The organism is Bacillus sp. UNC438CL73TsuS30, assembly GCF_000482325.1.
In the GTDB taxonomy this organism is placed as follows: Bacteria; Bacillota; Bacilli; order Bacillales; family Cytobacillaceae; genus Neobacillus.
This window is the reverse complement of record NZ_KI535298.1, coordinates 132,982-159,761: the sequence shown is the minus strand read 5'-3', so window position 1 is coordinate 159,761 and position 26,780 is coordinate 132,982. Positions and strand designations below refer to the sequence as shown.

At 39.4% G+C, this 26,780-nt stretch carries 29 protein-coding genes; 26 read left to right on the top strand and 3 right to left on the bottom strand.

What is annotated here, in order from left to right; translation table 11 throughout:
• Nucleotides 1-28: 28 nt before the first annotated feature.
• The 3 genes from M028_RS0126930 (at nucleotide 29) to M028_RS0126920 (ending at nucleotide 2,161) form a co-directional block, all read left to right on the top strand.
• On the top strand, nucleotides 29-607 hold the full coding sequence (locus M028_RS0126930; protein ID WP_026576619.1) for an SCO family protein: 579 nt from the start codon (nucleotides 29-31) through the stop codon (nucleotides 605-607).
• Between the two features lie 144 nt (nucleotides 608-751).
• The gene (locus tag M028_RS0126925) at nucleotides 752-1,576 is read left to right on the top strand and encodes an SGNH/GDSL hydrolase family protein (protein WP_026576618.1); all 825 of its coding nucleotides are present in this window, start codon (nucleotides 752-754) and stop codon (nucleotides 1,574-1,576) included.
• Nucleotides 1,577-1,582: 6 nt separating this feature from the next.
• Nucleotides 1,583-2,161, top strand: coding sequence for a YpmS family protein (locus M028_RS0126920; RefSeq protein ID WP_026576617.1), 579 nt, complete (start codon nucleotides 1,583-1,585; stop codon nucleotides 2,159-2,161).
• 36 nt (nucleotides 2,162-2,197) lie between these two features.
• Here the strand turns inward: M028_RS0126920 and M028_RS0126915 are convergent, their stop codons facing one another.
• Together M028_RS0126915 and M028_RS0126910 are read right to left on the bottom strand one after the other, a co-directional pair.
• Nucleotides 2,198-3,562: an RsmF rRNA methyltransferase first C-terminal domain-containing protein gene (locus M028_RS0126915; protein WP_026576616.1), complete on the bottom strand. Its 1,365-nt coding sequence runs from the start codon at nucleotides 3,560-3,562 to the stop codon at nucleotides 2,198-2,200.
• A gap of 100 nt (nucleotides 3,563-3,662) precedes the next feature.
• The gene (locus tag M028_RS0126910) at nucleotides 3,663-4,415 is read right to left on the bottom strand and encodes a DUF4397 domain-containing protein (protein ID WP_026576615.1); all 753 of its coding nucleotides are present in this window, start codon (nucleotides 4,413-4,415) and stop codon (nucleotides 3,663-3,665) included.
• 202 nt (nucleotides 4,416-4,617) lie between these two features.
• Here M028_RS0126910 and msrA point away from each other — a divergent pair, with 202 nt between their 5' ends.
• The 18 genes from msrA (at nucleotide 4,618) to M028_RS0126805 (ending at nucleotide 19,766) form a co-directional block, all read left to right on the top strand.
• Nucleotides 4,618-5,109, top strand: coding sequence for a peptide-methionine (S)-S-oxide reductase MsrA (gene msrA, locus M028_RS0126905; RefSeq protein WP_051591273.1), 492 nt, complete (start codon nucleotides 4,618-4,620; stop codon nucleotides 5,107-5,109).
• Nucleotides 5,099-5,530: a peptide-methionine (R)-S-oxide reductase MsrB gene (gene msrB, locus M028_RS0126900; RefSeq protein ID WP_026576613.1), complete on the top strand. Its 432-nt coding sequence runs from the start codon at nucleotides 5,099-5,101 to the stop codon at nucleotides 5,528-5,530. Before msrA ends, msrB begins: the two co-directional genes overlap by 11 nt.
• Nucleotides 5,531-5,682: 152 nt before the next feature.
• Nucleotides 5,683-5,841, top strand: coding sequence for a YjcZ family sporulation protein (locus M028_RS32455; protein WP_081810906.1), 159 nt, complete (start codon nucleotides 5,683-5,685; stop codon nucleotides 5,839-5,841).
• Nucleotides 5,842-6,333: 492 nt separating this feature from the next.
• Nucleotides 6,334-7,677 (top strand): aspartate aminotransferase family protein, encoded by a 1,344-nt coding sequence (locus tag M028_RS0126890; protein ID WP_026576612.1) that lies wholly within the window; start codon nucleotides 6,334-6,336, stop codon nucleotides 7,675-7,677.
• Between the two features lie 15 nt (nucleotides 7,678-7,692).
• On the top strand, nucleotides 7,693-8,385 hold the full coding sequence (locus M028_RS0126885) for a CoA transferase subunit A (RefSeq protein ID WP_026576611.1): 693 nt from the start codon (nucleotides 7,693-7,695) through the stop codon (nucleotides 8,383-8,385).
• On the top strand, nucleotides 8,370-9,035 hold the full coding sequence (locus tag M028_RS0126880) for a 3-oxoacid CoA-transferase subunit B (protein WP_026576610.1): 666 nt from the start codon (nucleotides 8,370-8,372) through the stop codon (nucleotides 9,033-9,035). The genes M028_RS0126885 and M028_RS0126880 overlap by 16 nt, the downstream gene beginning before the upstream one ends.
• Nucleotides 9,036-9,067: 32 nt before the next feature.
• Nucleotides 9,068-10,336, top strand: coding sequence for a peptidase (locus M028_RS0126875; RefSeq protein ID WP_026576609.1), 1,269 nt, complete (start codon nucleotides 9,068-9,070; stop codon nucleotides 10,334-10,336).
• 108 nt (nucleotides 10,337-10,444) lie between these two features.
• On the top strand, nucleotides 10,445-11,302 hold the full coding sequence (ablB, locus tag M028_RS0126870; protein WP_026576608.1) for a putative beta-lysine N-acetyltransferase: 858 nt from the start codon (nucleotides 10,445-10,447) through the stop codon (nucleotides 11,300-11,302).
• A 66-nt stretch (nucleotides 11,303-11,368) separates the two neighbouring features.
• Complete coding sequence (locus M028_RS0126865; protein WP_026576607.1) at nucleotides 11,369-12,769, top strand: sigma-54 interaction domain-containing protein; 1,401 nt, start codon at nucleotides 11,369-11,371, stop codon at nucleotides 12,767-12,769.
• A 156-nt stretch (nucleotides 12,770-12,925) separates the two neighbouring features.
• Nucleotides 12,926-14,353, top strand: a complete 1,428-nt coding sequence (gene ablA, locus M028_RS0126860; protein WP_026576606.1) for a lysine 2,3-aminomutase — start codon at nucleotides 12,926-12,928, stop codon at nucleotides 14,351-14,353.
• An 11-nt stretch (nucleotides 14,354-14,364) separates the two neighbouring features.
• Entirely contained in the window at nucleotides 14,365-14,649 is a 285-nt protein-coding gene (locus tag M028_RS0126855) for a YokU family protein (RefSeq protein WP_026576605.1), read from the top strand.
• Between the two features lie 106 nt (nucleotides 14,650-14,755).
• Nucleotides 14,756-14,977, top strand: coding sequence for a YozE family protein (locus M028_RS0126850; RefSeq protein ID WP_026576604.1), 222 nt, complete (start codon nucleotides 14,756-14,758; stop codon nucleotides 14,975-14,977).
• 144 nt (nucleotides 14,978-15,121) lie between these two features.
• A complete protein-coding gene (locus tag M028_RS0126845; RefSeq protein WP_026576603.1) occupies nucleotides 15,122-15,817 on the top strand; it encodes a hypothetical protein in 696 nt (231 codons plus the stop codon).
• A 361-nt stretch (nucleotides 15,818-16,178) separates the two neighbouring features.
• Nucleotides 16,179-16,352 (top strand): YozD family protein, encoded by a 174-nt coding sequence (locus tag M028_RS32450; RefSeq protein ID WP_071355860.1) that lies wholly within the window; start codon nucleotides 16,179-16,181, stop codon nucleotides 16,350-16,352.
• 963 nt (nucleotides 16,353-17,315) lie between these two features.
• On the top strand, nucleotides 17,316-18,095 hold the full coding sequence (locus M028_RS0126820) for a serine/threonine protein kinase (RefSeq protein WP_051591272.1): 780 nt from the start codon (nucleotides 17,316-17,318) through the stop codon (nucleotides 18,093-18,095).
• A 15-nt stretch (nucleotides 18,096-18,110) separates the two neighbouring features.
• Nucleotides 18,111-18,881 carry a sporulation protein gene (locus tag M028_RS0126815; RefSeq protein ID WP_026576601.1) on the top strand — a complete coding sequence of 257 codons (771 nt, stop codon included), beginning with the start codon at nucleotides 18,111-18,113 and terminating at the stop codon, nucleotides 18,879-18,881.
• 152 nt (nucleotides 18,882-19,033) lie between these two features.
• Nucleotides 19,034-19,333 (top strand): hypothetical protein, encoded by a 300-nt coding sequence (locus M028_RS33140; RefSeq protein ID WP_231510900.1) that lies wholly within the window; start codon nucleotides 19,034-19,036, stop codon nucleotides 19,331-19,333.
• Between the two features lie 124 nt (nucleotides 19,334-19,457).
• A complete protein-coding gene (locus M028_RS0126805; protein WP_026576599.1) occupies nucleotides 19,458-19,766 on the top strand; it encodes a YodL domain-containing protein in 309 nt (102 codons plus the stop codon).
• 26 nt (nucleotides 19,767-19,792) lie between these two features.
• Here M028_RS0126805 and M028_RS33940 read toward each other — a convergent pair whose 3' ends face one another.
• A complete protein-coding gene (locus tag M028_RS33940) occupies nucleotides 19,793-19,924 on the bottom strand; it encodes a hypothetical protein (protein WP_268884107.1) in 132 nt (43 codons plus the stop codon).
• 182 nt (nucleotides 19,925-20,106) lie between these two features.
• Between M028_RS33940 and deoD the strand changes: the two genes are divergently transcribed.
• The 5 genes from deoD (at nucleotide 20,107) to M028_RS0126775 (ending at nucleotide 26,780) form a co-directional block, all read left to right on the top strand.
• The gene (gene deoD / locus M028_RS0126795; protein WP_026576598.1) at nucleotides 20,107-20,811 is read left to right on the top strand and encodes a purine-nucleoside phosphorylase; all 705 of its coding nucleotides are present in this window, start codon (nucleotides 20,107-20,109) and stop codon (nucleotides 20,809-20,811) included.
• A gap of 187 nt (nucleotides 20,812-20,998) precedes the next feature.
• Nucleotides 20,999-23,191 carry a heavy metal translocating P-type ATPase gene (locus M028_RS0126790; RefSeq protein WP_026576597.1) on the top strand — a complete coding sequence of 731 codons (2,193 nt, stop codon included), beginning with the start codon at nucleotides 20,999-21,001 and terminating at the stop codon, nucleotides 23,189-23,191.
• A 189-nt stretch (nucleotides 23,192-23,380) separates the two neighbouring features.
• On the top strand, nucleotides 23,381-24,865 hold the full coding sequence (locus tag M028_RS0126785) for a S41 family peptidase (RefSeq protein ID WP_026576596.1): 1,485 nt from the start codon (nucleotides 23,381-23,383) through the stop codon (nucleotides 24,863-24,865).
• Between the two features lie 120 nt (nucleotides 24,866-24,985).
• Complete coding sequence (locus tag M028_RS0126780; RefSeq protein WP_155925824.1) at nucleotides 24,986-25,741, top strand: hypothetical protein; 756 nt, start codon at nucleotides 24,986-24,988, stop codon at nucleotides 25,739-25,741.
• 97 nt (nucleotides 25,742-25,838) lie between these two features.
• On the top strand, nucleotides 25,839-26,780 hold the full coding sequence (locus M028_RS0126775) for a CobW family GTP-binding protein (protein ID WP_026576594.1): 942 nt from the start codon (nucleotides 25,839-25,841) through the stop codon (nucleotides 26,778-26,780).

The following is a 26,780-nucleotide window of genomic DNA, read 5'->3' as shown; positions in this document are numbered from 1 at the left end:
TGAAAAAGAAAAGTAATGGGTGATAAAGATGAAGCTACGGATTTGTATAACATTCGTGTTACTTTGTACGCTTTTGTTGTCAGCATGTGGAAAGAAAGAAATCAAAAATGCAGTGAATTGGCCAATAAAGGATTTTTCAGCCACATCTCAAGCCGGTAAGCCCTTTGGATTAAAGGATTTAAAAGGGAAGATCTGGATTTCCGATTTTATTTTTACAAGCTGTGTGGATATTTGTCCGCCGATGACGGCTAATATGCAAAAGCTGCAAAAAAAGGTGAAGGATGAAGGCCTGAAAAATGTTGAGTTTGTTTCTTTTAGTGTGGATCCAAAAGTTGATACCCCTCAAAAGTTAACAGAGTTTGCCAACCAATATCAAATTGATTTTAAAAATTGGACATTCTTAACCGGTTATTCCCAGTCGTTTATTGAAAATTTTGCCTTGAAAAATTATAAGGCACTGGTCAAAAAGCCGGAAGAGGGGAACCAGGTGATTCACGGGACCTCCATCTATTTAGTTGATCAGGATGGAAATATTAAAAAATCCTATAACGGATTTAAAGAAGTTCCATATGATGAAATAATCAATGATATTAAAGCACTGCAATAGACCTAATCAATAGGTCTATTTTTTTACCGTCAAATCCAATCTTGAAAACGTTTTCAATCATAAGGTTGTTAGTTTTTGTCAATTCGGCTTGAATGTTTTTTCACATGTTATAATATTTATAGTTTGAGAGGAAGGTGAAGTCTTATGAAAAAGTTTTTCACTCTTCTAATTCTCTCCTCCTTATTCCTTTGTTCTTGTAGCGGTTCCACCCAATGGATGCCGCACTCCTATAAAAAAGCTGTAAAGATCGTTTATAAGCAGGTGCCGGCTGATTTTATTCCACGAAAATTAACCATTGTTACTGCTGGGGATTCCTTAACACAAGGTGTTGGCGATAGTACCAATAAAGGCGGCTATTTGCCCTATCTTAAAAAAATGCTTGAAAAGGAAAAGGGTATAAAAGAAGCCGCATTTTATAATTTTGGTGTAAAGGGAAGCCGAACCACACAATTGTTAAAGCGACTGCAATCGCCAAAAGTGAAAACGGCTATTTCACAGGCCGATATAGTGATCCTAACCATTGGCGGCAATGATATTGTAAAGGTTCTTAGAGACAATATCACCGATCTGCAATTTTCCGATTTCACGAGAGGCAGTGAGGAATATATGGTCCATTTAACGCAAATCATGGAGACCATAACGCAGGAAAATCCTAATGCCGCAATTGTTTTGGTCGGATTGTACAATCCGTTTTCAAAATGGTTTGCCAATATTAAAGAGCTCGACCGAATTGTCGAGGACTGGAACCGCGCAGGTCAGTCCGTAATTGCGAATTATCCCAATGGCTATTTTGTCCCTATTGAAGACTTGTTTAACAAGACCTCAGAAAATCTTTTGTACACGGATAATTTTCATCCAAATGATAAAGGATATAAATTAATTGCTGGGAGGCTTAACCAGACATTGGGAGATCGCACATTACCTGATCTGGAAAGGAATTCGTTGATGGTCAGTAAAGAGGAGAATTAGTTTTGTATGAAAAATAAGTGGAAAAGGGGATTCTGGCTTTTATTAGGGATTGATCTTTTAGTTGTCATGATAATTGCTGGCTTACTATTATCCCCGTCATCGGAGAAGCTCGAAAGCCTTGTTAAAGGGCAAAATGGGGATTATGTTTCATTTCGGATTCGATCGAATAAGCAGGATTTGAATCGGCTTATCAACCATTATTTACAAACAGAAGCGGCTGATTCCCCAATAGCTTATCGTGTTATATTAGGAGATGAGGTTGAGCTTTACGGAACGATCCCGTTTTTTAGTGAACAGCTTAATTTAAAAATGACCTTTAAGCCGAAAGCATTGTCAAACGGTGATTTAGTTCTGAATCAAAAATCGATTAAAATTGGTAACATGAATCTCCCTGTTTCCTATGTACTGAAATTCATTGAAGAAAACTATAAGCTGCCTAGGGGAGTGGACATTCAGCCGGACAACAAACGAGTCTACGTCCATATGCAGCAATTAAAACTCAAAAGTGATCTAAAAATAAAAGCAGAGAAGTTTGATTTAGAAAAGGATGATATTTCCTTTATCATCTTAGTTCCGGTCGAATAATAACAGGGTGCCTCCTTTGAAAAGGCACCCTGTTTATTATTTTTGGATTCGAAGTCCTTTTGGGTAAAAATTCTTCAATACCCCCTTTGCTTCTTTCCCCCAGCCAAGTGGGTAGTCATCGATGGTTACGAGCATCCAGCCTCGGTCGTTCCCCGTTGTTAACGTTTCTCCTTTTAAGTAGTGAAACCAGTGGTCATCTTTTAACGGAAAATAGTGCTTTGCCTCATTTGCCATTAACCCTAACGCCAGCGCATGATTTGGTTCAAAACGATTCTTTTTCAATTCGCCAAGATGAAGCCCTGCCCGCATGACTTTTAACCCTTGGAAACTTGGGCAATTGTCCGGTAATGCATAGAGCTGCTGCTTAAATAGATAGAAGTGATTGAATGTTTTTCCTTTTATGGTTTGATTGGTAAATTCATAAAAATCCTTCAGATGTGCCCTGCTGGCATTCAAGGGCATCTCTCTTATTATTGCTGGGTCTGCAGGAGCTGTTTTGCGGATTTTAGCAACAAAATGACCTTCCCCCTTTAGATGGTGCGGCCATAAGCGGGCTGTTTGTTCAAGCTCGTTCATTTTGCTTGTTGACCATTCCGGCCGGCCATTTTGGATTCCAATTGTTTTCTCAAATGGCAGCAACTCTAAATCAGGATATTTTTTCAATAAATATTCTATTGTTTGTTCATTTTCTTCCGGTGAGAAAGTACAGGTAGAATAGACAAGGATACCGTCTTTCTTCAGCATGGAGTAAGCGGCATCAAGAATATTTTTCTGCTGCTTCGCACATGCTTCTACATGGGCTTCAGTCCAAAAGGCAATTGCTTCCTCATCCTTACGGAACATTCCTTCGCCCGAGCAAGGTGCATCGACAAGAATCTTATCAAAATAGCCTTGAAATCTTTCCGCAAGCCGTACCGGTGTTTCATTGGTTACTAAAGCATTGGAAATTCCCAATCTTTCAATGTTTTCTGACAAGGCCTTTGCCCGTTTGGAATTGATTTCATTGGCAACAAGAATTCCGCTTTGCTTCATCATCCCTGCGAGCTGTGTCGTTTTTCCTCCTGGCGCGGCGCATAAATCAAGAACTCTTTCACCGGGATTTGGTGCAAGCTGTTCCGCGACAAACATTGCGCTTGGCTCTTGGATATAATAAAGGCCCGCGGCATGATAGGGGTGTTTTCCCGGCTGGTCCTTTTCAGGGTCATAATAATACCCATTTGGGACAAATGGTATTTTATTTAGTGTGAATGGTGAGAGTTGTGACCATTTTTCTTCTGTTATTTTAAGCGGATTTATCCGCAGTCCGCTCATTCTTGTTTCTTTATATGTATGGAAAAAATCGTGGGATTCCTCTTTAAGTAAATCGGTAAACTTCCGAATAAATTCGGAGGGAAGTTGCATGATAAAGCTCCTCTCTTGTTTCAAATCCTATCATGATTATTGGGGTTTGGCCGCTAGAAGTCAAGCGGCAAAAAAGACTGAGATTTGTACTCAGTCTTCGTTACTCTTTGATCACAATCGCTTGCAGCTCGGGACTTCCTTTGGACAAACCGACCAAAGCAATCGTGTAGACTTCATTTGCCTTAAATTGCGAGTTCGGCATTGGAAGGATCACGTTCTTTGTACCGGCTTCCCTTGCCTCTAGGTCCACTGTCATCGGCGATAATGCCAGGTATTCTGTCGCTTGCTTATAGGCTACCTTTGGAAAAATAACATCTCGGTCCTTGACGGCCATGTCTAATGCATGAGTATCAGGTGAAAGGTGAATAAAACGTACCTTTGATTCATTCATTGGCACCTCCGGTTGGTTGAGGTATACGAGGAGACGCATTTTTTTTACAGAATCAATGATGGCCCAGGTGTAGGATTGACCGGGTTCAATCGTAATTTTTTTATTTAAGACACTATTGACCATGTTGCCTGCCGGATAAATATCGACATGATATTTACCGGGCTTAAAGGCTAGTACCTGACTTGCTTCCTTAAAAGGCAGGTCTCTTGCTACCCGCTTTCCGTTAACATAAATGTCTAAATTAGGTGCATCCGGAGAGGTGTTAAGAATGCGGATGTTTGCCTCTGTCTGCATTTGTTGCGCCTGTACCCTCATTGTATTGAATGCTTTATTGATATATTTCATGTGTTTTAAGTAGAACTGCATATGAAGTTCTGGATTCGAGTATTTATAAAATTGGGAGAGTGTATCATACATTGCCGCCCTTTGAAGATAATCAGAATGAGTTCGATTTTCGGACATACTGCTCGCTCCTATTCTCTAATTTACTAGTACTTTATTCAGTTAGGGATAGGTAGGTGTCTATTTCGTTTCAGCTGTAATCGTGTTATTTTATTTTTTAAAAGACATTCTGTATACTTGGGGCAAGAAGAAAATTCGTGGGGTGAGTAGATTGGAAGAGACAGTGCAAGTAGCAACCTTTGCCGGCGGCTGTTTTTGGTGTATGGTGAAGCCATTCGATGAGCAGCCTGGAATTAAAAGTGTGATTTCCGGATATACAGGCGGTACGGTGGAGAACCCAACCTATGAACAGGTTTGTTCGGATACTACAGGTCATTATGAAGCCGTCCAAATTACCTTTGATCCGAATATTTTTCCATATGAAAAATTGCTTGAATTATATTGGCAGCAAATTGATCCAACCGATCCGGGAGGACAATTTTATGACCGCGGTCAATCCTATCAAACCGCTATTTTTTATCATAATGACACACAAAAAGCGCTCGCAGAAGAATCAAAACAGAAACTACAGGAAAGTGGCAGGTTTTTGAAGCCAATTGTCACGCCGATCTTACCAGCGAAACCCTTTTATCCTGCAGAGGACTATCACCAGCATTATTATAAGAAAAAACGAGCTCATTATGAGTCCTATCATGTAGGCTCAGGCCGTGCGGGCTTTATTGAAAGACATTGGGGGAATCAAGATGGTAAATAAGGATGAGTTAAAAAAGCGGCTGTCACCAATCCAATATGAGGTCACGCAAAATAGTGCAACGGAGCCCCCGTTTCGAAACGAATATTGGAATGAGAACCGGGAAGGCATTTATGTAGATCTTGTTTCAGGAAAGCCACTGTTCAGTTCGCTTGATAAATTTGATGCCGGCTGCGGCTGGCCAAGCTTTACACAGCCGATTGAAGAGGAAGAGGTAATCGAAAAGGAAGATTACAGCCATTTTATGATTCGGACAGAGGTACGAAGTAAAACGGCGGATTCTCATCTTGGTCATGTATTTAATGATGGCCCAGGACCATCGGGCTTACGCTACTGTATTAATTCCGCCGCGTTGCGGTTTATTTCGAAGGATAAGCTGGAAGAGGAAGGATACGGGGGATTTACAAGTTTATTTGAAAAATGATGAAAAGCCGCCATTCGTTGAGCGGCTTTTTATCATTTATGGGTATATGCGGATTGATTTTTGAAAAAATAGGCGAATGCACATACGGGACAACTGCCCAGCTCATAAAGTAACTGTAGAAAGTAACAAATTTTCAAGGAGTGAAAGTACGAATGTATGGTTATGGATATGGATATGATGGCTGCTGCGGGTACCCGTATGGAGGATATGGTTATCCTGTAGGTGGCGTAGGATATGGATTTGGTGGATTTGCGCTAATCGTTGTGCTCTTTATCCTGCTTATCATCATCGGAGCAAGCTGGGCTTACTAAAATAGATAGCGGTAAATTAAAGAGAGAGTGTGGCAAATAAAATTTAAAAAGCAAGAAATAAAACTTTCAAAGTGGACAATAAAATAAAAAAACCATTAAAAAAGGTAATTTAAATGAGAAAGACTCCTAAAAAATAAATTAGCCAGGCATTTGCCTGGCTAATTTACTGCAAAAATAGTCATTTGGCAAATTAAACTGATATAGTGGCAAATATAATATCGAAAAAGGAAAATAAGTTGAAAAACTAGAAAATAAATACTTAAGGCAGCCGAAAAAAGAAAGCAACTACATATATCTCGCCAAAAACCAAAACCATTCGTGTGAAATTTTAAATTTCTCACAGAGTTTGAAAAATTTGCAGCGAACAATATTTAATGGACCCTAATCCCAACTAATAAACACTAGGAAAAAATCTGCCCACCACATATGCACCAACATCGGGTCATACAATTTAGTAAAGCAGACTCAGCTAAAAGGGAAGTGGTGTCAATGGTGGAACGCACCTATTTAATTAAACCAATGATGGACGAAATATACCCCGTTATCGATTATGGCAAAGGGGTCTATCTATACGATTTAGAAGGAAAAAAATATCTTGATGCCGCTTCAGGAGCAGTCACAGCAAATATTGGGCATGGAGTCCAAGAAATAATTGAAGCAATGAATAAACAGGCAGAAAAAGTATCATTCGTTTATCGTTCGCAGTTTACCAGTCATCCCGCAGAAGAACTAGCTAAAAAAATAGCAGAAATGACACCCGGGGACCTTAATTGGAGCTTTTTTGTCAACAGTGGGTCGGAAGCAACCGAAACTGCTATGAAAATGGCCATTCAATACTGGCAAGAAAAAGGGATTCAAACGAAAACAAAAATTTTATCAAGGTGGGTGAGCTATCACGGCATCACAATGGGGGCCCTTTCCATGTCAGGGCATACCGCCAGAAGGGCTAGATTTGTACCATTACTAGAAGACTTCCCTGTAATCAATCCCCCCTATTGTTATCGCTGCCCCTATAATCTTGAACCAACATCCTGCGCTTATCAATGTGCGCAAGAATTAGAAAAGGCAATTAATCGAATTGGTGCCGAAAAAATTGCTGCCTTCATTGCAGAGCCTGTCATCGGTGCAGCCGGAGGCGCGATTGCCCCGCCAAAGGATTATTTTAAAGTTATAAAAAATATCTGTGACCAATACGATATTCTTTTTATTGCAGATGAAGTTATGACCGGTTTTGGTCGTACTGGCACAATTCTTGCATTAGAACAATATGGGGTAATACCGGATCTTGTTACCTTTGGAAAGGGTATGGGGGCCGGATATGCTCCAATTGCTGCTGCCGTTGCAAGCGAAAAAGTTATGAAGCCCATCTTAGCTGGTACGAAATCCGTCATGAGTGGTCATACCTTAAGCGCAAACCCGCAAACCTGTGCCGTTTCCCTGGCTGTCCTCGAATACCTTGAAAAAAACGAGATTGTAAAAGAAGTAGAATGTAAGAGTATTTATTTAAGAAATCTACTAGAAAAACTACAAACTCAATTCTCATTTATTGGCGAAGTACGGGGGAAAGGGCTTTTGTTCGGACTAGAGTTTGTTGAGGACAAAACAACAAAACGGCCCTTCCCAAGAAAAGCCGCCGTCACTCAAACGATTGTCACGCTCGCAAAGGAAAAAGGGCTTCTCATTTACCCTGCCGGAGCGGGTATGGATGGTGTGAACGGGGACTCCATCATTATTTCCCCACCGTTAACCATAACCAAAAGGGAAATGGAAGAAATCTTTAGTTTATTAAAAGCAACATTTGAAGCGTTTTTAAAACAACTAGCTGAACACGTTTAGGATGGTGGTGCTGGGATGGAAAATCCATTTGGGAAAATTACAACACTGGAAAAAGTAATGGAATTTTTCCATGACGGAATGTCATTGTTGTTCGGAGGCTTTGGCGGGGTTGGATCTCCCCCGACTCTTATCGATGGGATCTTAGAAAAGGGAATTCGAGATTTAACGCTAATTGGGAATGATACAGGGTTTCCTCACATCGGGATAGGGAAAATTGTCAGTCAAGAGCGGGCAGTGAAAGTGATTGCCTCTCATATTGGATCAAATCCTATTGCAGGGAATTTAATGCATGAAGGGAAGCTTGAGGTGGAATTTTCACCACAGGGAATTTTATCCGAACGGATCCGCGCAGGTGGAGTTGGCCTCCCCGGGATTCTATCCGATATCGGGATGGACATTGATATGGTCGCAAAAAACAAGCCGGTTATGACCTTAAATGGAAAGGATTATCTCGTTGAAACCCCGCTGACGGCAGAAGTTGCAATCATTTATGCTAAGAAAGCAGATGAATATGGAAATTTAATTTATGACAAGAGTGCTAGAAACAATAATCCACTCGTAGCGATGGCAGGAGAATTGACGATTGTGGAAGTAGAAGAAATCGTCCCCATGGGCTGTCTGAATCCGGAGGAAATTATCACTCCAGGTGTGTTCGTAGATTATATTATTCCTTCGAAGGGGGTGAATTGGAAATGGGCATGGGAGTAGATATCCGCAATCAAATGGCAAGACGCGCTTCCGAAGAAATTAAGAATGGTATGGTTGTCAACCTTGGGATTGGAATCCCTTCGCTCGTTCCCAATCACCTTCCTAGAGATATGAAAGTGATGTTTCATGCTGAAAATGGAATCACCGGAATGGGCCCAAGCCCACAAAAGGGGGCAGAAGATGAAAATTTATGTAATGCCGGTGGATTTCCGGTCACACTTACCAGCGGCGGGTCTTACTGTGACAGTGCAATAGCTTTTGGCATGATCCGCAGGGGCAGAGTCGATATCACTGTACTGGGTTCCCTTCAGGTTAGCCAAAAAGGTGATCTTGCAAACTGGATTGTTCCAGGGAAAAAGGTTCCGGGAATGGGAGGCGCAATGGAGCTTGCTCAAAAGGCGAAAAAGGTCATTGTCCTAATGAATCATTGTGATAAGTTTAGCAATCCAAAAATCGTAAAAGAGTGCACATTGCCATTAACTTCCTCTGCATGTGTAGATTTGATTATTACGGAGATGGCTGTTTTTAAAGTGACAGAAAAGGGGTTAATCCTAAACGAACTATTTGCCCCATTTAATTTAGATAATGTTAAAGAAAAAACGGGCTGTGAATTTACCGTTAGTGAGCAGATTCGGAAGATTCCCTATTAATTTTTTCAATTGGCATCAAAGGAGTGAATCGATTGAAAACGAAAGAGGATCGAGTGAAAAATTGGCTGAATAATAACCGGAACCGGGGTGCTAAGCTTTTACAATTAATGGTTCAGGAAAACAGTACCAGAGGAAATGAAAGCGGTGCCCAGGCCATCGTGATCGAAAAGTGCCGTCAGCTTGGGCTGGATTTGGATATTTGGGAAATTGACGATGATGAATTAAAAAATCATCCAGCCTTTTGCTGTGACCGTCAAAGCTTTGAAGGCAATCCCAATTTAGTTGCCGTATTAAAAGGTACGGGCGGTGGAAAATCAATTATTCTTAATGGTCACATCGATGTAGTGCCTGTTGGGGATGAAAAAAACTGGTCGCATGACCCTTTTAGCGGGCGAATTGAAAATGGAAAGTTATTTGGCCGCGGGTCGACAGATATGAAAGGCGGTTCAGCAGCCCTTCTTCTTGCTATCGAATCCTTAATCGAGACAGGAATCAAGCTCAAGGGAGATGTCATTTTTCAGAGTGTGATTGAAGAAGAGAGCGGCGGTGCCGGAACGCTCGCAGCCGTTTTAAGGGGATATCGTGCCGATGGAGCAATTATTCCTGAGCCCACCAACATGAAGATTTTTCCAAAACAGCAAGGCTCCATGTGGTTTCGGATAACGGTGAAAGGGCGGTCTGCCCATGGGGGAACAAGGTATGAGGGAATTAGTGCGATTGAGAAATCTGTTCGTGTCATTGAGCGCCTGCAGCAATTAGAGAAAAACCGAAACGCGAGAATAACAGATCCCCTTTTTGATTCGATTCCAATCCCCATTCCAATTAATATTGGAAAAATCAACAGCGGGGAATGGCCTTCCTCTGTTCCGGATTTAGCCTTTATTGAAGGTAGAATGGGAGTTGCTCCTGATGAAACCATTCCATCAGCTAAGCTGGAAATGGAGAGTTGTTTACAGGAATTAAATCAGTGTGATGAATGGTTCCGGGCAAACCCCCTTCAGATCGAATGGTTTGGCGGACGATGGATTCCTGGGTCTCTTGAAAGTGATCATTCATTAATGAAAGAATTATCGGCTAGTTTCCAAGAAATTACCGGTGAAGCTCCCGTAATTGAAGCAAGTCCATGGGGAACGGATGGGGGAATTCTGTCATCTGTTGGGAATACGCCAGTAGTCGTATTCGGTCCTGGAATTACCGAAACCGCACATGATGCCGATGAACATATCGAACTTGAAGATCTATATATCGCAAGTGAAATTATCGCACGAACCTTAATAAAATGGTGCGGTGTTAGTGAATAATTGGAAAAGAGCCCTAAATCTTTAGATTTTGTAAAGGCCTGACTTTTTCCAGTCAGGTATTTTTTTATGGCAATAATCTGCTAATATTAAAAAATAGGAGTGATTGATATGACTGAAACAGCTTCAACTATTATCATTGAGGAAAATAATGTTTATTTAAATGCTTATGTAGACTCATTTAACAAACGAATTCGCGTTGATGATTATCGAGGGAATACTAGTTTAGTATTAAACCAAGCAGAAGAACTTGTTCATCAACACCAAGCTGAAAAATTAATTGTTAAAGGTCGTGTAGAGGATCTTCCATTGTTTTATGAAAAGGGCCTGCAGCCTGAGGCTATTCTTGATCATTATTTTCTCGGCTCAGATGCGTATTTCTTTTCGAAATTTTACACAGTTGAACGGAAAAAGAATGAGTATTGGATAAAAGAGGATGAAATCCTTCAAAGCATCTATCAATTGGACCCTTCAGTTGAAAAACCTTATCCGCCAAAAGAGTACGAGTTGAAAAAAGCCGATGAAAGCTTTGCTGAGCAACTTGCAACCCTTTATGGCCAGGTTTTTGAAATTTATCCAACTCCAATGAATGACCCGGAATATGTGAAAAAGACGATGCAGGAAGGGACAGTTTATTATGTCTTCTTTCATGAAGGAAAAATTGTCAGCGCTGCATCCGCTGAGATAAATGCATTTTACAAAAATGCAGAGTTAACCGATTGTGCGACACTTCCAGAATACCGTGGTAAATATGGTTTAATGAAAATCCTTCTTAAGGAGCTTGAAGGGGAATTAAAGAGGCAGGGTGTTTTTTGTGCTTATTCCATTGCGAGATCGCTTTCCTTTGGCATGAATGCTGCTTTGTTTCAACTTGGATACAGCTACAGGGGAAGATTGATGAATAATTGTTATATTTACGACAAGCTTGAAGATATGAATATGTGGGTGAAGAATCTGGCAAACTGCTAAATTTTCGGCTCTAGTGACGAATTTTCGGCACCTCGTTTTGTAATGATTTTTGGCAGGTGAAAATAGTTGATTCAATTAACGGCATTAACATCAGAAGTACTTACAGCCATATTAAGCAGCATTGACGAAGGAATTCACGTAGTAAATACGAATGGGGAAACTATTTATTACAATGAAGTAGCAGCAAAACATGATGGAATGGACGTAAAAGAGGTGCAGGGCAAGCATTTATTTGATGCCTTTCCTTCCCTGACGGAAGAATCAAGCACGCTTCTAAAAGTAATCAAGACTAAGAAGCCTATCTATAATCAAACGCAGGTCTATGTGAATTTACATGGGACAAGGATTGATACCATTAATACGACCTTGCCGATTTTTCTCGGTAAGGAAGTCATTGGTGCTGTTGAAATTGCGAAGGACTATTCAAGGATGAAGCTGCTTGCAGAGCGACTTTTAGATCTGCAAAAGGGCTTAAATAAAGGAAGCAAGAAAAAAACGGTAAATGATGTAAAGTACACTCTAGATGATTTAAAAACAGAGAATGATATCTTTAGAAATATGAAAAACGAAGCAAAAAAACTGGCAAAATCAGATGCACCGATCCTTGTATATGGTGAGTCCGGTACAGGAAAAGAATTGTTTGTTCAAGGAATTCACTATGAATCACGTCGAAGCGATGGACCATTTATCGCACAAAACTGTGCGGCAATACCGGAATCACTGCTGGAGAGTATTCTTTTCGGTACCGCGAAAGGAAGCTACACTGGTGCAGTTGAGCGTAAAGGTTTATTTGAACTCGCAGATGGCGGAACGCTATTCCTCGACGAATTACATGCCATGCCAGTGGAATTACAGGCAAAGCTTTTAAGGGTATTAGAAGATGGTATCGTTAGAAGAGTGGGGAGCGCGCAGAATATCGCTGTTGATGTGCGGGTGATTGCGGCCATGAATGTTCATCCGACTGTGGCCTTAGAGGAGCAAAAGATTCGCTATGACGTTTACTATCGGTTAAACGTCTTTACCTTTTCACTTCTGCCGCTCCGGGATAGGACTGAAGATATATTCTTTCTAACAGACCATTTCATTAAAGGTTTTAATCAAAAATTGCAAAAAAACGTAAAGGGATTAGATGATCGCCTCACTGCTTTCTTTAGGGACTATGCTTGGCCAGGCAATGTCAGGGAATTAAAGCATACCATTGAATACATGATGAACATATGTGAAGGAAATGATCTTACAAGTGGGGATTTGCCCATAATGCTTAGACAGCAGGCTGTAACCCATAAGCCTAAGCGTATTGAAGTAGAAAGTGAGACCCTTTCATTAAGGAAAAACATGGAAGAGCTTGAGAAGAAACTAATTGAAAATGCGCTTAGCGAGTCAGGCGGAAATATCAATCAAGCTGCTAAGCTATTAGAAATACCAAGACAGACCCTTCAATATAAACTGAAGAAAACAAGTTTTTAGGTGCCGAATTTTCGGCATCTTTTTTTATTAAAATTACGAATTTTCGATTAAAACTCCAACTATTTTAAAAGGAAATGGATATTATCAAGGTTTTATCGCTTTGGCACACTTCTTGCATATTAATAAAGTATAAACATTGAATGGAGGAATGTAGTTATGAAACAAACTTTATACAAGCCAGAGCGTCACTGGAAGGATATTGAGCTTTGGAAGGATGTAACCGAAGAGCAATGGAACGACTGGTTATGGCAATTAACAAATACCATCCGTACAGTGGATGATTTAAAAAAGGTTATTAATTTAACTCCTGAAGAAGAAGAAGGCGTTAAAATTTCAACTAAGACGATTCCTTTAAATATTACACCCTATTATGCTTCACTTATGAATCCAGATGATCCGCGTTGTCCAATTCGGATGCAATCTGTACCGATTGCAGCAGAAATCCATAAAACAAAATATGATTTGGAAGATCCATTACATGAAGATGAGGATTCACCAGTTCCAGGCTTAACACATCGTTATCCGGATCGTGTTCTTTTCCTAGTAACCAATCAGTGTTCTATGTATTGCCGTTACTGTACAAGAAGACGGTTCTCCGGCCAAGTTGGTATGGGTGTTCCAAAGAAACAATTAGACGCAGCAATTAATTATATTCGTAATACTCCACAGGTTCGTGATGTGTTAATTTCCGGTGGTGACGGATTGTTAATTAACGACAATATTTTAGAATACATTTTGAAAAATTTAAGGGAAATTGACCATGTTGAAATTATCCGTATCGGAACAAGAGCACCGGTTGTATTCCCGCAACGTATTACTGAAAACCTTTGCAATATTTTGAAAAAGTATCATCCAATCTGGCTGAATACTCACTTTAATACATCAATTGAAATCACTGAGGAATCAAAGCTAGCATGTGAAATGCTTGCAAATGCGGGTGTACCGATTGGGAACCAATCTGTTATCCTTGCCGGAATTAATGACAGCGTAGCAATCATGAAAAAATTAATGCATGATCTTGTCAAAATTCGTGTGCGTCCTTACTATATTTATCAATGTGACCTATCAGAAGGAATTGGACACTTCCGTGCACCAGTATCAAAAGGATTGGAAATCATTGAAGGTTTACGTGGACATACGAGCGGCTATGCGGTACCTACATTCGTTGTAGATGCTCCTGGAGGCGGCGGGAAAATTTCCTTGCAGCCAAATTATCTTATTTCTCAAAGTCCTGAAAAAGTTGTGCTTCGTAACTTTGAAGGTGTTATTACTTCTTATCCGGAACCAGAAAACTATGTACCAGGGAAAGCGGAAGCTTATTTCGAAGGAATCTATCCTGAATATCAAGAAAAACGCTCCTTGGCGGGAATTGCCGGTATCATGAATGACCAGCACTTTAACCTTATTCCTGAAGGTCTAACACGTTTAGATCGCCGCAATGATTATAATCAAGATCCTGAACATCATTCATTAAAGGATAACCGTGGCAAGCGGGATGAGATGAAGGAGAAGAAATTCCAAGCACTTGCAAAGAAGGAAGAATTGAAAAAAACCGGTACAGCAAATGATCAAGCAAAAGAATAGGGGGTGCCGTCATGAGCTATAGTTGTGAATGGTGCGACAGCACGAATATTAATGAAATTTCCGATTCAGTATATTGGGAATTGCCGGATGGAACAAGAGCCATTGAAATAACGGATACCCCTGCAGTCTCCTGCAGCGAGTGTGCAATGATCTATCAAAAAGAAGCGACTGTTAAAGGAATTGAAGATCAATTATATTTAATTGATTGCAAACAAATTGGAAAAACGATTACCTATCAGGAATTAATGAATATTCCAAGATTATTAAAGAAAAATTACTTTGATTTTTCTTCATAAGATTCTAAACAGCCAGCAGGTATGCCGGCTGTTTTTTGCTTTTCTCTAGACGAAGGGTTTTCTTTCCGTTATAGTTTTCTTTAAAAACATGAAAGGTGTTTTTTTAATGAGGAAATCCTTTTATCATTTTTTAATGAAATACAGACATCCCGAGCCAAAGGATGCGATTAGCAGATTTGCAAATGAAGCTTTCGAGGATCACAGCTTTCCAAAAACTTCAGAAGATTACAATGATCTATCCTCCTACCTTGAACTAAATGGACATTATTTAGAATCTATGGCTGTATTTGATGAAGCCTGGCAGGAATACCTTTTATCGGAAAAATAATGCTTGAATCGTCTCTTAAAAAAGGGGCGATTTTTTTATTTTCTTTACTTACTTAATTTTTCACTTGCATGTGCCGGTAAATCAATTAGTGCATATACTATTGTAATCAAAATTCACGGCTCAACACCTGAGAGGATGGAGGATATGGAGAAACGAAAAAAACCGAAGTATAAGATCGGTGATACGGTCGTGATTACGATGTATGGTACAGTTGGCAAGGTTACAGATATCAAATGGCTTGATGATCGATACGTCTACGAGGTAAATAAGAGCGATGGTCTTTTTGTTGAATCGGGACTTCAGCTTCTTTCAGAATATGAAGGCACTGTGATGGAGCAGGAGCAAATCGATATTGAGTATAAGTTTTTTTTCGGTGATTTGGTTCAAGTGAGCGGGTATGGCGCTGATTTATTTAAAATTGTCGGTTTTAGAACGGAAATCTGGCGCTACAAAGAGGATGCATGGGAAGATGTCATTTATGAGCTCTCAAGGGTAAGTGATGGAGAGTGGCTTGAAGCAGGAGAGGAAGAACTAACTCTTGTTGCAGATGCCGAGAGTGCAGATACGTTTATCCAAAAACTAGGTCTCCTATACTTAATTAACAAACAGCAGAAACCAGCCAAAACTCAAAAACTACAAAATACCATCAGAAAAGCAGAGTATGAAGAAATCGAGCGAAAAAAAGAAAAAAAAGAGTTAATTGATAATTTACTGGATATATTCAATGATTATCGAATTTTATATGAACTATTTCACGACCAAGAATACTACCATGTGATGAGAGTAATCCTTAGAAAATTGGAAAGCCTCGTGAATAACGATGGTAAAAGCCATGTATAGACTTGCTACCACCTCGTAATTTCGAATAAGAGGTACAGAACAAGAGGAATTCCGCCCCATTTAATAAAAAAGAATAATAAATTCGTAATCTTTTCAAATAGCTGGAGGGTGTAACCATCCTCCCGATTCACGTCTTCAATAAATGCCTCAAATTTCATTTGTAAGTTTGACATCATCTCACCTCAGAATTGTTCTTTTCACCATCCTATGCTTGTCCAAATCAAAATAGACATGTTTTTTTAGAGGAAAATCGGTAATAATGAAAGCTATTACAATTTGAAACCGACTTTGCAATTTTGTGAACTTACTAGCATGAAAAAGCCTGTTTCATCATAGATTTTCTAAAAAGGGGGCGATGCTAATGAGAGAAATTGAAGTATTTATTGATACAGAAGAAATTGCAGAATTTTTCTTTCATGAGCTTGTAAAAAGGGGATACGTTCCTAGTGATGAGGAATTGGAAGAACTCGCAGATATCACCTTCGAATATTTAATCGAAAAAAGTATTATCGATGAAGAAATTCAAGATGAATAATCTTTTAGAATACAGTGAACAAAGGCGAGCCTAAGATGCTCGCTCAGGCTGTCGAAAATCTTTCGATAGCTTTTTATTTTGTTTGCCCTCTTTAACAATTCACCGCATTAATTTGTTTCGATGTTATTAGAGTTTAGTCTGTACAATAAGTCTGTTGATTTACGCTACAGGTGCATTCAATAAAAATTTCAACTCCTAAACTATTTATAATAAGTGAGAATTTAATGTTTAAGCAAAGTGAGTATGAATTTGTTTCTATGATGAATTAGTTCCAAATGACCCTCTTCTAGGCTTGATTGGCAAATAATATGGATTTTTCGTTTCTTCTTGATAATGTATATATAATGAGGATAATCGACGCTCAACTGATCCGCTTATTCTTTTTAAGATATCTGGCGAATATTTAGAGGAATTAATAATTGTTTTGCCCCCTGTTGATTGGAGCGGAGGGCACTGGACTCCTGCGGGAAAGAGAGGTCACTGGAGACCCCACAGGCGCAAGCGCCGAGGAGGCTCCAGGACCTCCCCGCGGAAAGCGAGTGACCGGAGCGGAAATCAACAGGCCCTATTGTAGGGACTATCAAAAAATTGATATTTAGATTTAGCAAAAAAAAATTGTCGAGAAAAATACCCTTTCTCGACAACCTAGCCGAGCATAAGATGCTCGCTTTTTTTAAAAGAAAAATTTTACGAAACCTTTTGATATATCCTTCGTATACATGAATAGTCAGAGATGAAGGAGGGAAGCGGATGTTTAAAAAAATTCTAAAATCGATTTTGAATAACAAACTTAATTCTCATAAATACTCATCTTCAAGCGACGCATGGAAAAAAATGAAACATCATAAACATAACCAACTCGGGTCTTATCATTATAAGAAAAAATATAAAAGTGGAAGCTTTATGTCTAGTTTTTTTAGCAGCTAAGCCAGTGATTAAAGGAATTATGATATGTGGAAGAGAATGATTCATACTGTCTCTGGGTTCATCGAAAGACCGTTTCCAAAAGATGCGCTAATTGCGAATCGATTTAAAGTAATCGAGCAATTAGGTGCGGGCAGCTATGGTTTCTGTTATCTTGTGGTTGATCAAAAGAATCATCAAATAAAGGTGTTAAAAACATTAAGGCTTCACAAAAGAATAACAGATTCCGGAAAAAGCAGCTTCGAGTTCGAAAAAAAACTTTTGGCATCGATTGAACATCAAGGATTTCCTCAATATTTTGAAGAGGGAATCCATAAAGGTATTCCTTTTTACACAATGGAATATCTGAATGGAAAAAATTTCGAGCAGCTGATTTTTATCGAAGGAAAAACTTTTTCAGAAAAAGAGGTCTTTTTAATCGCCAGTCAATTGCTGCAACTTATAGGGCATTTACATGACAGACAAATCATTCATCGAGATATTCGTATTCCAAATGTTATTGTTGCAGACTCTACAATCCGTCTTATTGATTTTGGGCTGGCCCGGAAACTAAGTCAACTAGATGCCACGAAACGTAAATGGAAAAGAGACCTGAGAAAAGAAATCAACCCGCAAGCTGATTTTTACGGTCTTGGCCATTTTCTTTTATTTTTGCTTTATTCTGATTTTCCATTACCTAAGGATAAAAAGGAAAGAAGCTGGGAAGAGGAACTATCGATTTCAAGCGGGGCAAAGCATATTATTAGACGGCTTTTGCAAATTAAGCCAGAGTATGAAAATTGCAGACAAATTGAAACAGATATTTTAGAGATTATATAGGGGGAGAACCACCAGATGTCATTTTTTAATAAGGTTTTTGCAAGTGTTGGAATAGGAGCGGCAACCGTCGATACAAAGCTTGAAAAGGATACGTATATGCCTGGTGAAACGGTAAAGGGAATCGTTGAAGTCTGTGGCGGCAAGGTTGAACAGCAGATTGACGATATTTATTTATCATTAAGTACAACATACTTAAGGGAAGCCGATGACCGTAAATATTCGGTTACTGCATGTATTGATCGTTTCCGTTTAACGACTCCTTTTACGATTCAAGTAAATGAAAGAAAGCAGATTCCTTTTTCTTTCCAGCTTCCACAGGATACTCCTGTTTCGATTGGCAGATCGAAAGTTTGGGTTTCTACAGGCTTGGATATTAAAAACGGGGTAGACCCAAGTGATAAGGATTACTTAAAGGTTGTGCCGAATCCATTAATGACAGCGGTCTTTAATGCAATTGACAATTTAGGGTTCCGCATTCGCGATGCTGATTGTGAAGAGGCACCGCATCGGATGCGTCGGAGATTACCATTTGTTCAAGAGTTTGAATTTGTGCCAGCATCCGGACCGTTCCGCGGGAAATTAGATGAATTAGAAGTGGTCTTCTTTCCCTCAGGTAATGGGTCCATGGACATTATGCTACAGGTTGACCGCCGTGCCAGGGGATTAGCCGGGCTATTTTCAGAGGCACTGGAAATGGATGAAACAAATGTAAGATTAACCGTTACAAATGCGGATATTCCGTCTTTACCGCAAAAAATCGAAAGTGTTATCCGAAGATACTCATAATTCGATCACATCGATATATTAAAAAAAGATGCGTACGGGATTTTCATAAGAGATCTGGTGCGCTTTTTTATTTAAAGGACATATACCCTACATAGTGTAGATGAAGGCCAAAATTGGTGATGGAACCTAGGGAAATGCTCTCCATAAGGCGGATGAAAGCTAAAATTGGTGTGAAACTCGGAGAAATGTCCTTCATAAGGCGGATGAAAGCCAAAACTGGTGTGAAAATCAGAAAAATGTCCTTCATAAGGCGGATGAAAGCCAAAACTGGTGTGAAACTCAGAAAAATGTCCTTCATAAGGCGGATGAAAGCCAAAACTGGTGTGAAACTCAGAAAAATGTCCTTCATAAGGCGAATGAAAGCCAAAAATCGCCGGAATCCTAAAGAAATGTCCTTCATAAGGCCGATGAAAGCCAAAATCGCCATGATCCCGGAGAAATTTCCTTCATAAGGTGTTTTTTCCGCATATTTTACATTATATATATATTTCGACAAAATTAGACGTTTTTCTTGGAAGGAATCGATAGGGTGTTTCTTTAATTAATATAGTAATAATCTTTGATTGGAGGAATATGATGATCAGAATGCTAACCCGAAGAGCAAATATGCAATATGATGTGACGATCTTTCAAACTCCAAAGTACAGAGAGCGTAAAGGCTATAAGGCTGTGTACCGGACGTTGATTAAAGCAAATAACCGTGAACAATGCCTTCAGGAAACATTTAGCTGTTTTAATGTGGCCGACCGTATCCCTGACAATTATAAGGGACGTTTCCTTTCGACTGGGGATATCATTTTGATCGATGAAGGAAGGGGCGGGCAGCATTACTTCCAATTAAAATCTGGCGGCTGGGAGCCAATAAATCGGCTTCTCATCCGCTAGGAACGTTTAAAAACCTAAGGAAATCCTTAGGTTCTTTTTCGGCCGCCTGTAGCCTGATGTTCTTTTGCATGTGCCTCATGTTCAGCCACTATCGCTTCCGGCGGAATATGATTATTTTTCTTAGGTGAAGCTGTGCGGTTTCGATGTTTTTTTCCCATTCGTTAATTCTCCTCCTTTTCTTCTTCAAAAATAGTTTCCCACAAAAATAAAAATTCATGTCCGATCCTAGATTGATTTTTCATTACAAAATGATTGTGATATATTGTCAATGGCGGGTAGAATACCCACACCAGGGAATAATCGAGTTTGATTTTCCTAAGATATGATTGGAGGATTATTAATGAGCGTACATATTGCAGCGAAAGAAAATGATATTGCTGAAACAGTCCTGCTTCCAGGAGACCCGCTTCGGGCAAAATATATTGCAGAAACCTTTTTAGAGGGTGCAGTATGCTATAACGAAGTTCGCAATATGTTTGGTTTTACTGGTACCTATAAGGGAAAAAAAGTTTCTGTTCAAGGAACAGGCATGGGAATTCCATCGATTTCAATTTATGTAAACGAATTAATCCAAAGCTATAATGTCCAAAACTTAATCCGTGTTGGAACCTGCGGGGCCATTCAAAAGGATGTAAAGGTCCGGGACGTTATTTTGGCGATGTCAAGCTCCACCGATTCCAATATGAATCGTCTTACATTTGGCGGAATTGATTATGCCCCAACAGCCGATTTCGATTTATTAAAAAAAGCGTATGATGCAGGCATTGAAAAAGGGTTAAATTTGAAGGTTGGCAGCGTCTTTACTGCTGATATGTTCTACAATGATAATGCAGAACATGAAAAATGGGCCCAATATCAAATTCTTGCACTTGAAATGGAAACAACCGCACTTTATACACTTGCTGCTAAATTTGGCCGAAAGGCGCTTTCTGTTCTAACTGTAAGTGATCATCTACTAACAGGTGAGGAAACAACTGCAGAAGAAAGACAACTAACCTTTAATGATATGATTGAGGTAGCGTTAGAAGCAGCAATAAAAGAATAAAATATCAACCAAACTCCTCTTGGTTCATACTAAGAGGGGTTTTTTGTTTTTAAGAAAGGAACTATATCCCCCTGTGGAGAATTTAATAATGACTAGGTGTGAGAACAATCATCAAAAATTGTCGATTTAATGTAGAATGAATGTAAACCGTCATGGTTTATTAAAGATTGTGTGGTGAATCATTTTTATGAAAGAAGAACTCAAGTTAGATATTACCGGGATGACTTGTGCAGCCTGTTCAGCAAGAATCGAAAAAGTCCTCAATAAGATGGACAGCGTCGAGGCTAATGTAAATTTAGCAATGGAATCGGCCGCTGTATCCTTTGAAAATGAAAAGGTTTCGAGTAGCGAAATTATCAAAAAGATAGAGAAACTTGGTTACGGTGCGACTGAAACAGAGGATCGAAATGTAAAAGCCCAACATAAAGAAGAAGAGTTACAACAACGAAAAAATAAACTTTTGTTTTCTATTATTTTATCGATTCCCTTACTTTACACCATGCTTGCCCATATGCCTCTTGAATTTGGGTTGCCTATGCCTGCTATCTTAATGAATCCATGGTTTCAATTGCTGCTTGCAACGCCAATTCAGTTTTATATCGGGGGCCCCTTCTATACAAGTGCATATAAAGCCTTGAAAAATAAAAGTGCAAACATGGATGTCCTTGTTGCACTAGGTACTTCGGCCGCCTATTTTTACAGTCTTTCAGAAGGGTTTAAAACTATTGGAAAACCCTATTACGCTCCCCATCTTTATTTTGAAACGAGCGCCGTCCTCATTACTTTAATTCTTTTGGGCAAATTATTTGAGGCACTTGCAAAAGGCCGGACGACGGAGGCAATTTCGAAACTGTTAGGACTGCAGGCAAAAGAAGCAACCATTTTAAAAAACGGAAAGGAAATCAGGGTTCCACTAGAAGAAGTGAAGGTTGCGGACACGGTGATCGTTAAACCTGGTGAGAAAATTCCGGTAGACGGAGAGGTCGTTTCTGGACAATCTTCCGTAGATGAATCCATGATTACAGGTGAATCCATTCCAGTTGAAAAAATAATCGGGCATCCCGTTATTGGGTCAACCCTCAATAAAAATGGTACGTTAACAATAAAAGCAACAAAGGTTGGGAAAAATACGGCACTGGCCGGGATCATTAAAATTGTGGAGGAAGCGCAGGGAAGTAAAGCCCCGATTCAAAGGGTTGCTGACACAATTTCAGGTTATTTTGTTCCAGTGGTTGTGGCTTTATCAATTTTAACCTTCTTAATCTGGTACATAATCGTGGAACCTGGCCATTTCCCGTCTGCATTTGAAACGGCTATTGCCGTCCTTGTCATTGCCTGTCCATGCTCGCTTGGACTTGCGACCCCGACCTCCATAATGGTCGGAACCGGCAAAGGGGCGGAAATGGGAATTTTATTTAAAGGTGGAGAACATTTAGAAACCGCCCATAAAATCAATGCAATTGTCCTTGATAAAACAGGGACGATAACAAAAGGGCAGCCAACCGTTACCGATTTTATTGCCTATCAGGAAGATAAGAAGGTCCTGCAATATCTTGTTTCTGTAGAGAAGTCGTCAGAACACCCACTGGCAGAAGCCATTGTCCAATTCGGAATGTCAAAAAGAACAAGTACACTGCCGGTCAAACGATTTACAGCCGTTCCAGGTCACGGAATAGAGGCGAAAATTGGTGATGAAGTGGTCGTAATTGGAACAAAGAAGCTAATGGAGATTAAGGGGATTACCTACCAACCTGTTCAAAATGACCTCCTCCACTTTGAACGACAAGGGAAAACGGCGATGTTCATTGCGATTCAAGGGATCATAATGGGGATAATTGCCGTTGCGGATACAGTAAAAGAAAATGCCAAGCTGGCAGTTGATCAATTAAAAGAGCTTGGAATAGAAGTATATATGTTAACAGGAGATAATGAGGGTACAGCTAAGGCGATTGCCGGTCAGGTAGGAATTCAGAATGTAATTGCCGAGGTTTTGCCTGAGGAAAAAGCAAATCATATTAAGGAACTTCAACTGCAAGGGAAAAAGGTGGCGATGGTGGGCGATGGAATCAATGATGCTCCTGCACTTGCACTTGCCGATATCGGAATTGCGATTGGAACAGGTACGGATGTAGCCATTGAAGTAGCTGATATTACCATACTGGGTGGAGAGTTGACATTAATTCCAAAAGCAATCGCATTAAGTAAAAAAACGATGTTAAATATTCGCCAAAACCTTTTCTGGGCTCTCATTTACAACTCCGCTGGAATACCGGTCGCTGCCTTAGGCTTCCTTGCACCATGGGTAGCAGGAGCGGCAATGGCATTCAGTTCAGTATCAGTCGTAACCAATTCACTCCGTTTAAAAAGGATTAAAATTTAATTCATTTTTGGCGCTGCCTAATGGGGAGTGCCATTTTTTTAGACAACTTTATCTTTTCTTTGTTAATTTTAATAAAAAGATGTTATTCTAAACACTAAGGGTCCATTTTTCATAGAAGACTTATAAATGGAGCTCTGTACATAGAAAAAAGGAAGATGATTGTTCTAGGGGAACATAATTTTTTGGTGAATGAAAGTGGTGAAGGCTTTGGATGAAGAGAAAGTTGGACAAGAGCAAACAGCAGCAGAAAACAAATCAGGCTATATTCGCTTCAAAAAATTCCATTTTATCATGCTATTGTTTTTCATAATTTTTCTATCTGCAGGAATAACGGCTTTTGCACTGGCCTTTGGTGAAGAGAAAGTCGTAACAGTTGGAAAAGAAAGGGCAGAATTTAAAAAATTCTATACGGCCTATGATACTTTGAACAATGGATATTTCAAGAATGTGGATCGTCAAAAGCTAATCAATGGGGCTATTAATGGGATGGTACAATCCTTGGATGATCCTTATTCTGATTATATGAGTGATGAAGAAGCTAAAGACTTCCACAGTACGATATCCTCCTCGTTTGAAGGAATTGGAGCAGAAATTCAAGAGAAGGATGGACATATTTTAATTGTATCTCCTATTAAAGGATCTCCAGCAGAAAAAGCTGGTTTAAAACCAAATGATATGATTACAGCAGTAAATGGAAAAAGCCTGCAAGGAATGACCTCCACTCAGGCAGTCACCTTAATTCGTGGGAAAAAAGGGACGAAAGTTGAATTAACCATTCATCGCCCCGGGACGGAAGCTCCAGTAAAAGTCCCAATTGTTCGTGACGAGATTCCAATTGAAACCGTATATGGCGAAATGGTTGGAAAAGGTATTGCCAAAGTTCAGATTACCAGTTTTTCAAGTAATACCGCAAAAGAACTTGTTACGACATTAAATGATCTACAAAAGAAAGGCATGAAAGGCCTTGTGTTGGATTTACGTCAAAATCCAGGCGGATTATTAGACCAAGCCATCAGTATTTCCAGCATGTTTGTACCTAAAGGAAAAGTAGTTGTAAAAGAACAAGATCGAAACGGTAAGATTAAAGAGTTTGGCTCCCAAAATGAAGGGAATCCTACGCTTCCTTTAGTTGTTTTAATTGATAAAGGCAGTGCAAGTGCTTCTGAAATTCTTTCCGCAGCGGTAAAAGAATCGGCTGGAGTTCCATTAGTGGGTGAAAAATCATTTGGAAAAGGAACAGTCCAAACGGCACAGGACTTTTCTGATGGTTCTAACCTTAAATATACGATTGCAAAATGGTTAACTCCAGATGGGAATTGGATTCATAAGAAGGGGATTATGCCTGATTATCCGGTAAAACTTCCTGATTATGCATCATTGCCAATTATTAATCCGGATAAGAAGCTGGCACTTTCCGGCTCCTCTGAAGATGTAAAGACAGCACAAAAAATGTTAAAAGCGGTTGGCTATAATCCAGGTAGGACAGACGGATTCTTTGACGAGAAGACAAAAGAGGCGGTTGAAAAATTCCAGCAGGCCAATAAATTAAAAGTAAACGGGTATCTAAAGGGAGACTCCACTATGAAGTTAATGGAACTCGTACGGGACAAAATCCAAAAGAATGATACCCAATTGAAAAAAGCGATTGAAGTGTTAAAAACAAGAATGAAATAAAATGGATAAATCCGGATTCTCTCTCTGGCAGAGGAATCCGGATTTTTTATTTAATATGTATATTTCATCAACTGTTTTCCGAAAATGGACAGTAACAATCAGGATAAAGTTGGTGTTTGAATGAGGAAACTAGTAATTGTGGTGATTGTACTTTCTTTTTTCGGATACGGCCCGTTAAAAGCACTGTTCCATTCTGCTAAAGAGTCAGCAAATGAGCTGCAAATTTCGGAGCAAAAAAAGGCTGTGAATTTTTTGATTACTGAAAATAGTGCAGACTCTCAAGCTTTGAAAACAGGTGCTGCAGTTATAGTTCGCTATGATCAAGAAAATCATGAACTAAAGACGGCTCCCGTTTTATTACCGGTTTCAGAAACGGTTGATAATAAACCTAATCTGAAAGAATTAAAACAAACGATTCAAAAAAATTATGGCATTTCCATTGATCATTTTTTCATGCTAAACCCCTCATCTATAAGTAAAATCATTGATCAACTTGCACCGGAAGGAGTAACAATTTATGAAGGAAAAGGACCACTACATGGTAAGGAAGTGCTTGAATACATTCAGCAGGTAGCGGTCGATCCTGAAAATACAGAGGAATTAAAAACGACAATATCCTCACTGAAAAATGAAATTAAAAATCAATCATCCGATAAGCTATTGTCGATTGTACCATCCATTCTCAATGAAGCGGTTAATAGCATTAACACAGATTTAGGTAAGGGACAATTAGTGGGCCTGGGGTTATCGGCAATTATGAATCCAATTACTAAAATTGGGCCATTGCAATTTGCCAAAGGAAATCAAAAGGATGATTCAGCTACTGTGAATTCAATCCCTGAAGAGGAAGACCAGTCTAAATCAATCATTAATTAAAAAAGCGGATTAAGGAGCATCTGCTTTTTTCTTTTTACATTAATCCATATCCGCTATAATGAAGGGATGCAAAAACGAAAAAAGGCAGGGCAATAGAATGATTAAATCTGAAGTTTATATTTTGTCAGGGTTTTTAGGGAGCGGGAAAACAACTTTATTAAAACGAATCCTTGAAGAGGAACATAAGCAGGGCAGAAAAGTAGCTGTCATGATGAATGAGCTGGGGGAAGTTTCCATTGATTCAGATGTTGTGGACGAAGACGTTGCGTTAAAGGAATTGCTTGGCGGCTGCATTTGTTGTTCGATTCAGGACAAGCTAGAGGCGCAGCTTCAAGGATTATTAATCGATGAAAAACCAGATGTGATTTATATCGAAACCACGGGGGCAGCACATCCTGTAGAAGTATTAGATGCGATTCTCTCACCGCTATTTGCAGATGCTTTGCATATTAAAGGTATTGTCACGACTGTTGATGGTTTAAGATGGATGAATCGGAAATCAATGAGCCCTCAGCTTCAGCAGTTAATTCTAGAGCAAATTAGACACGCTGATTTCATTATCGTGAATAAAATGAGTGAATTATCAGAGTCGGAACAAGCGAAAATTACATTCGAAATTCAAGCATTAAATTCAAAAGCAAGATGCCTGCTTACGAACTATTCACAGGTTTCGCTAAAACAGCTTAAAAAGTTATCGGTTTCTTATCGAGATAAAACCAATACTCACCTAAACCAGAAAAATTTAAATTTATCCACTTTTGTATACCGATTTCAGGGTCCCGTCAGCCATACAAAGTTTGAAGAGTTTTTAAAATCATTGCCTGATACGATCTACCGAATTAAAGGATATCTAAAATTTGATTCCAATAGCTATCCTTTTTTATTTCAATTCTCTTATGGAATGCCCTTATATATGAAGGAGCAAATGAATTTACCGTTAAACCTTGTTTTTATTGGGGAAAACATCAATTGGGGCCAAATGAATACGGCGCTAGAGAAGCTTGAAAATGAATTTGAAAATCAGCATATGGATGAATGA

Coding starts and splice junctions, on each gene's coding strand:
- deoD (WP_026576598.1), top strand. CDS start 20,107: ATGAGCGTACATATTGCAGCGAAAGAAAATGATATTGCTGAAACAGTC.
- M028_RS0126790 (WP_026576597.1), top strand. CDS start 20,999: ATGAAAGAAGAACTCAAGTTAGATATTACCGGGATGACTTGTGCAGCC.
- M028_RS32450 (WP_071355860.1), top strand. CDS start 16,179: ATGAGAGAAATTGAAGTATTTATTGATACAGAAGAAATTGCAGAATTT.
- M028_RS0126780 (WP_155925824.1), top strand. CDS start 24,986: ATGAGGAAACTAGTAATTGTGGTGATTGTACTTTCTTTTTTCGGATAC.
- M028_RS0126820 (WP_051591272.1), top strand. CDS start 17,316: ATGATTCATACTGTCTCTGGGTTCATCGAAAGACCGTTTCCAAAAGAT.
- M028_RS0126880 (WP_026576610.1), top strand. CDS start 8,370: ATGGGCATGGGAGTAGATATCCGCAATCAAATGGCAAGACGCGCTTCC.
- ablB (WP_026576608.1), top strand. CDS start 10,445: ATGACTGAAACAGCTTCAACTATTATCATTGAGGAAAATAATGTTTAT.
- M028_RS0126920 (WP_026576617.1), top strand. CDS start 1,583: ATGAAAAATAAGTGGAAAAGGGGATTCTGGCTTTTATTAGGGATTGAT.
- M028_RS0126910 (WP_026576615.1), bottom strand. CDS start 4,415: ATGTCCGAAAATCGAACTCATTCTGATTATCTTCAAAGGGCGGCAATG.
- M028_RS0126925 (WP_026576618.1), top strand. CDS start 752: ATGAAAAAGTTTTTCACTCTTCTAATTCTCTCCTCCTTATTCCTTTGT.
- M028_RS0126785 (WP_026576596.1), top strand. CDS start 23,381: ATGAAAGTGGTGAAGGCTTTGGATGAAGAGAAAGTTGGACAAGAGCAA.
- M028_RS0126915 (WP_026576616.1), bottom strand. CDS start 3,562: ATGCAACTTCCCTCCGAATTTATTCGGAAGTTTACCGATTTACTTAAA.
- M028_RS0126845 (WP_026576603.1), top strand. CDS start 15,122: ATGGAGAAACGAAAAAAACCGAAGTATAAGATCGGTGATACGGTCGTG.
- M028_RS0126885 (WP_026576611.1), top strand. CDS start 7,693: ATGGAAAATCCATTTGGGAAAATTACAACACTGGAAAAAGTAATGGAA.
- M028_RS0126815 (WP_026576601.1), top strand. CDS start 18,111: ATGTCATTTTTTAATAAGGTTTTTGCAAGTGTTGGAATAGGAGCGGCA.
- M028_RS32455 (WP_081810906.1), top strand. CDS start 5,683: ATGTATGGTTATGGATATGGATATGATGGCTGCTGCGGGTACCCGTAT.
- M028_RS0126930 (WP_026576619.1), top strand. CDS start 29: ATGAAGCTACGGATTTGTATAACATTCGTGTTACTTTGTACGCTTTTG.
- M028_RS0126855 (WP_026576605.1), top strand. CDS start 14,365: ATGAGCTATAGTTGTGAATGGTGCGACAGCACGAATATTAATGAAATT.
- M028_RS33140 (WP_231510900.1), top strand. CDS start 19,034: ATGAAAGCTAAAATTGGTGTGAAACTCGGAGAAATGTCCTTCATAAGG.
- msrB (WP_026576613.1), top strand. CDS start 5,099: ATGGTAAATAAGGATGAGTTAAAAAAGCGGCTGTCACCAATCCAATAT.
- M028_RS0126775 (WP_026576594.1), top strand. CDS start 25,839: ATGATTAAATCTGAAGTTTATATTTTGTCAGGGTTTTTAGGGAGCGGG.
- ablA (WP_026576606.1), top strand. CDS start 12,926: ATGAAACAAACTTTATACAAGCCAGAGCGTCACTGGAAGGATATTGAG.
- M028_RS33940 (WP_268884107.1), bottom strand. CDS start 19,924: ATGGGAAAAAAACATCGAAACCGCACAGCTTCACCTAAGAAAAATAAT.
- M028_RS0126850 (WP_026576604.1), top strand. CDS start 14,756: ATGAGGAAATCCTTTTATCATTTTTTAATGAAATACAGACATCCCGAG.
- msrA (WP_051591273.1), top strand. CDS start 4,618: ATGGTGAAGCCATTCGATGAGCAGCCTGGAATTAAAAGTGTGATTTCC.
- M028_RS0126805 (WP_026576599.1), top strand. CDS start 19,458: ATGATCAGAATGCTAACCCGAAGAGCAAATATGCAATATGATGTGACG.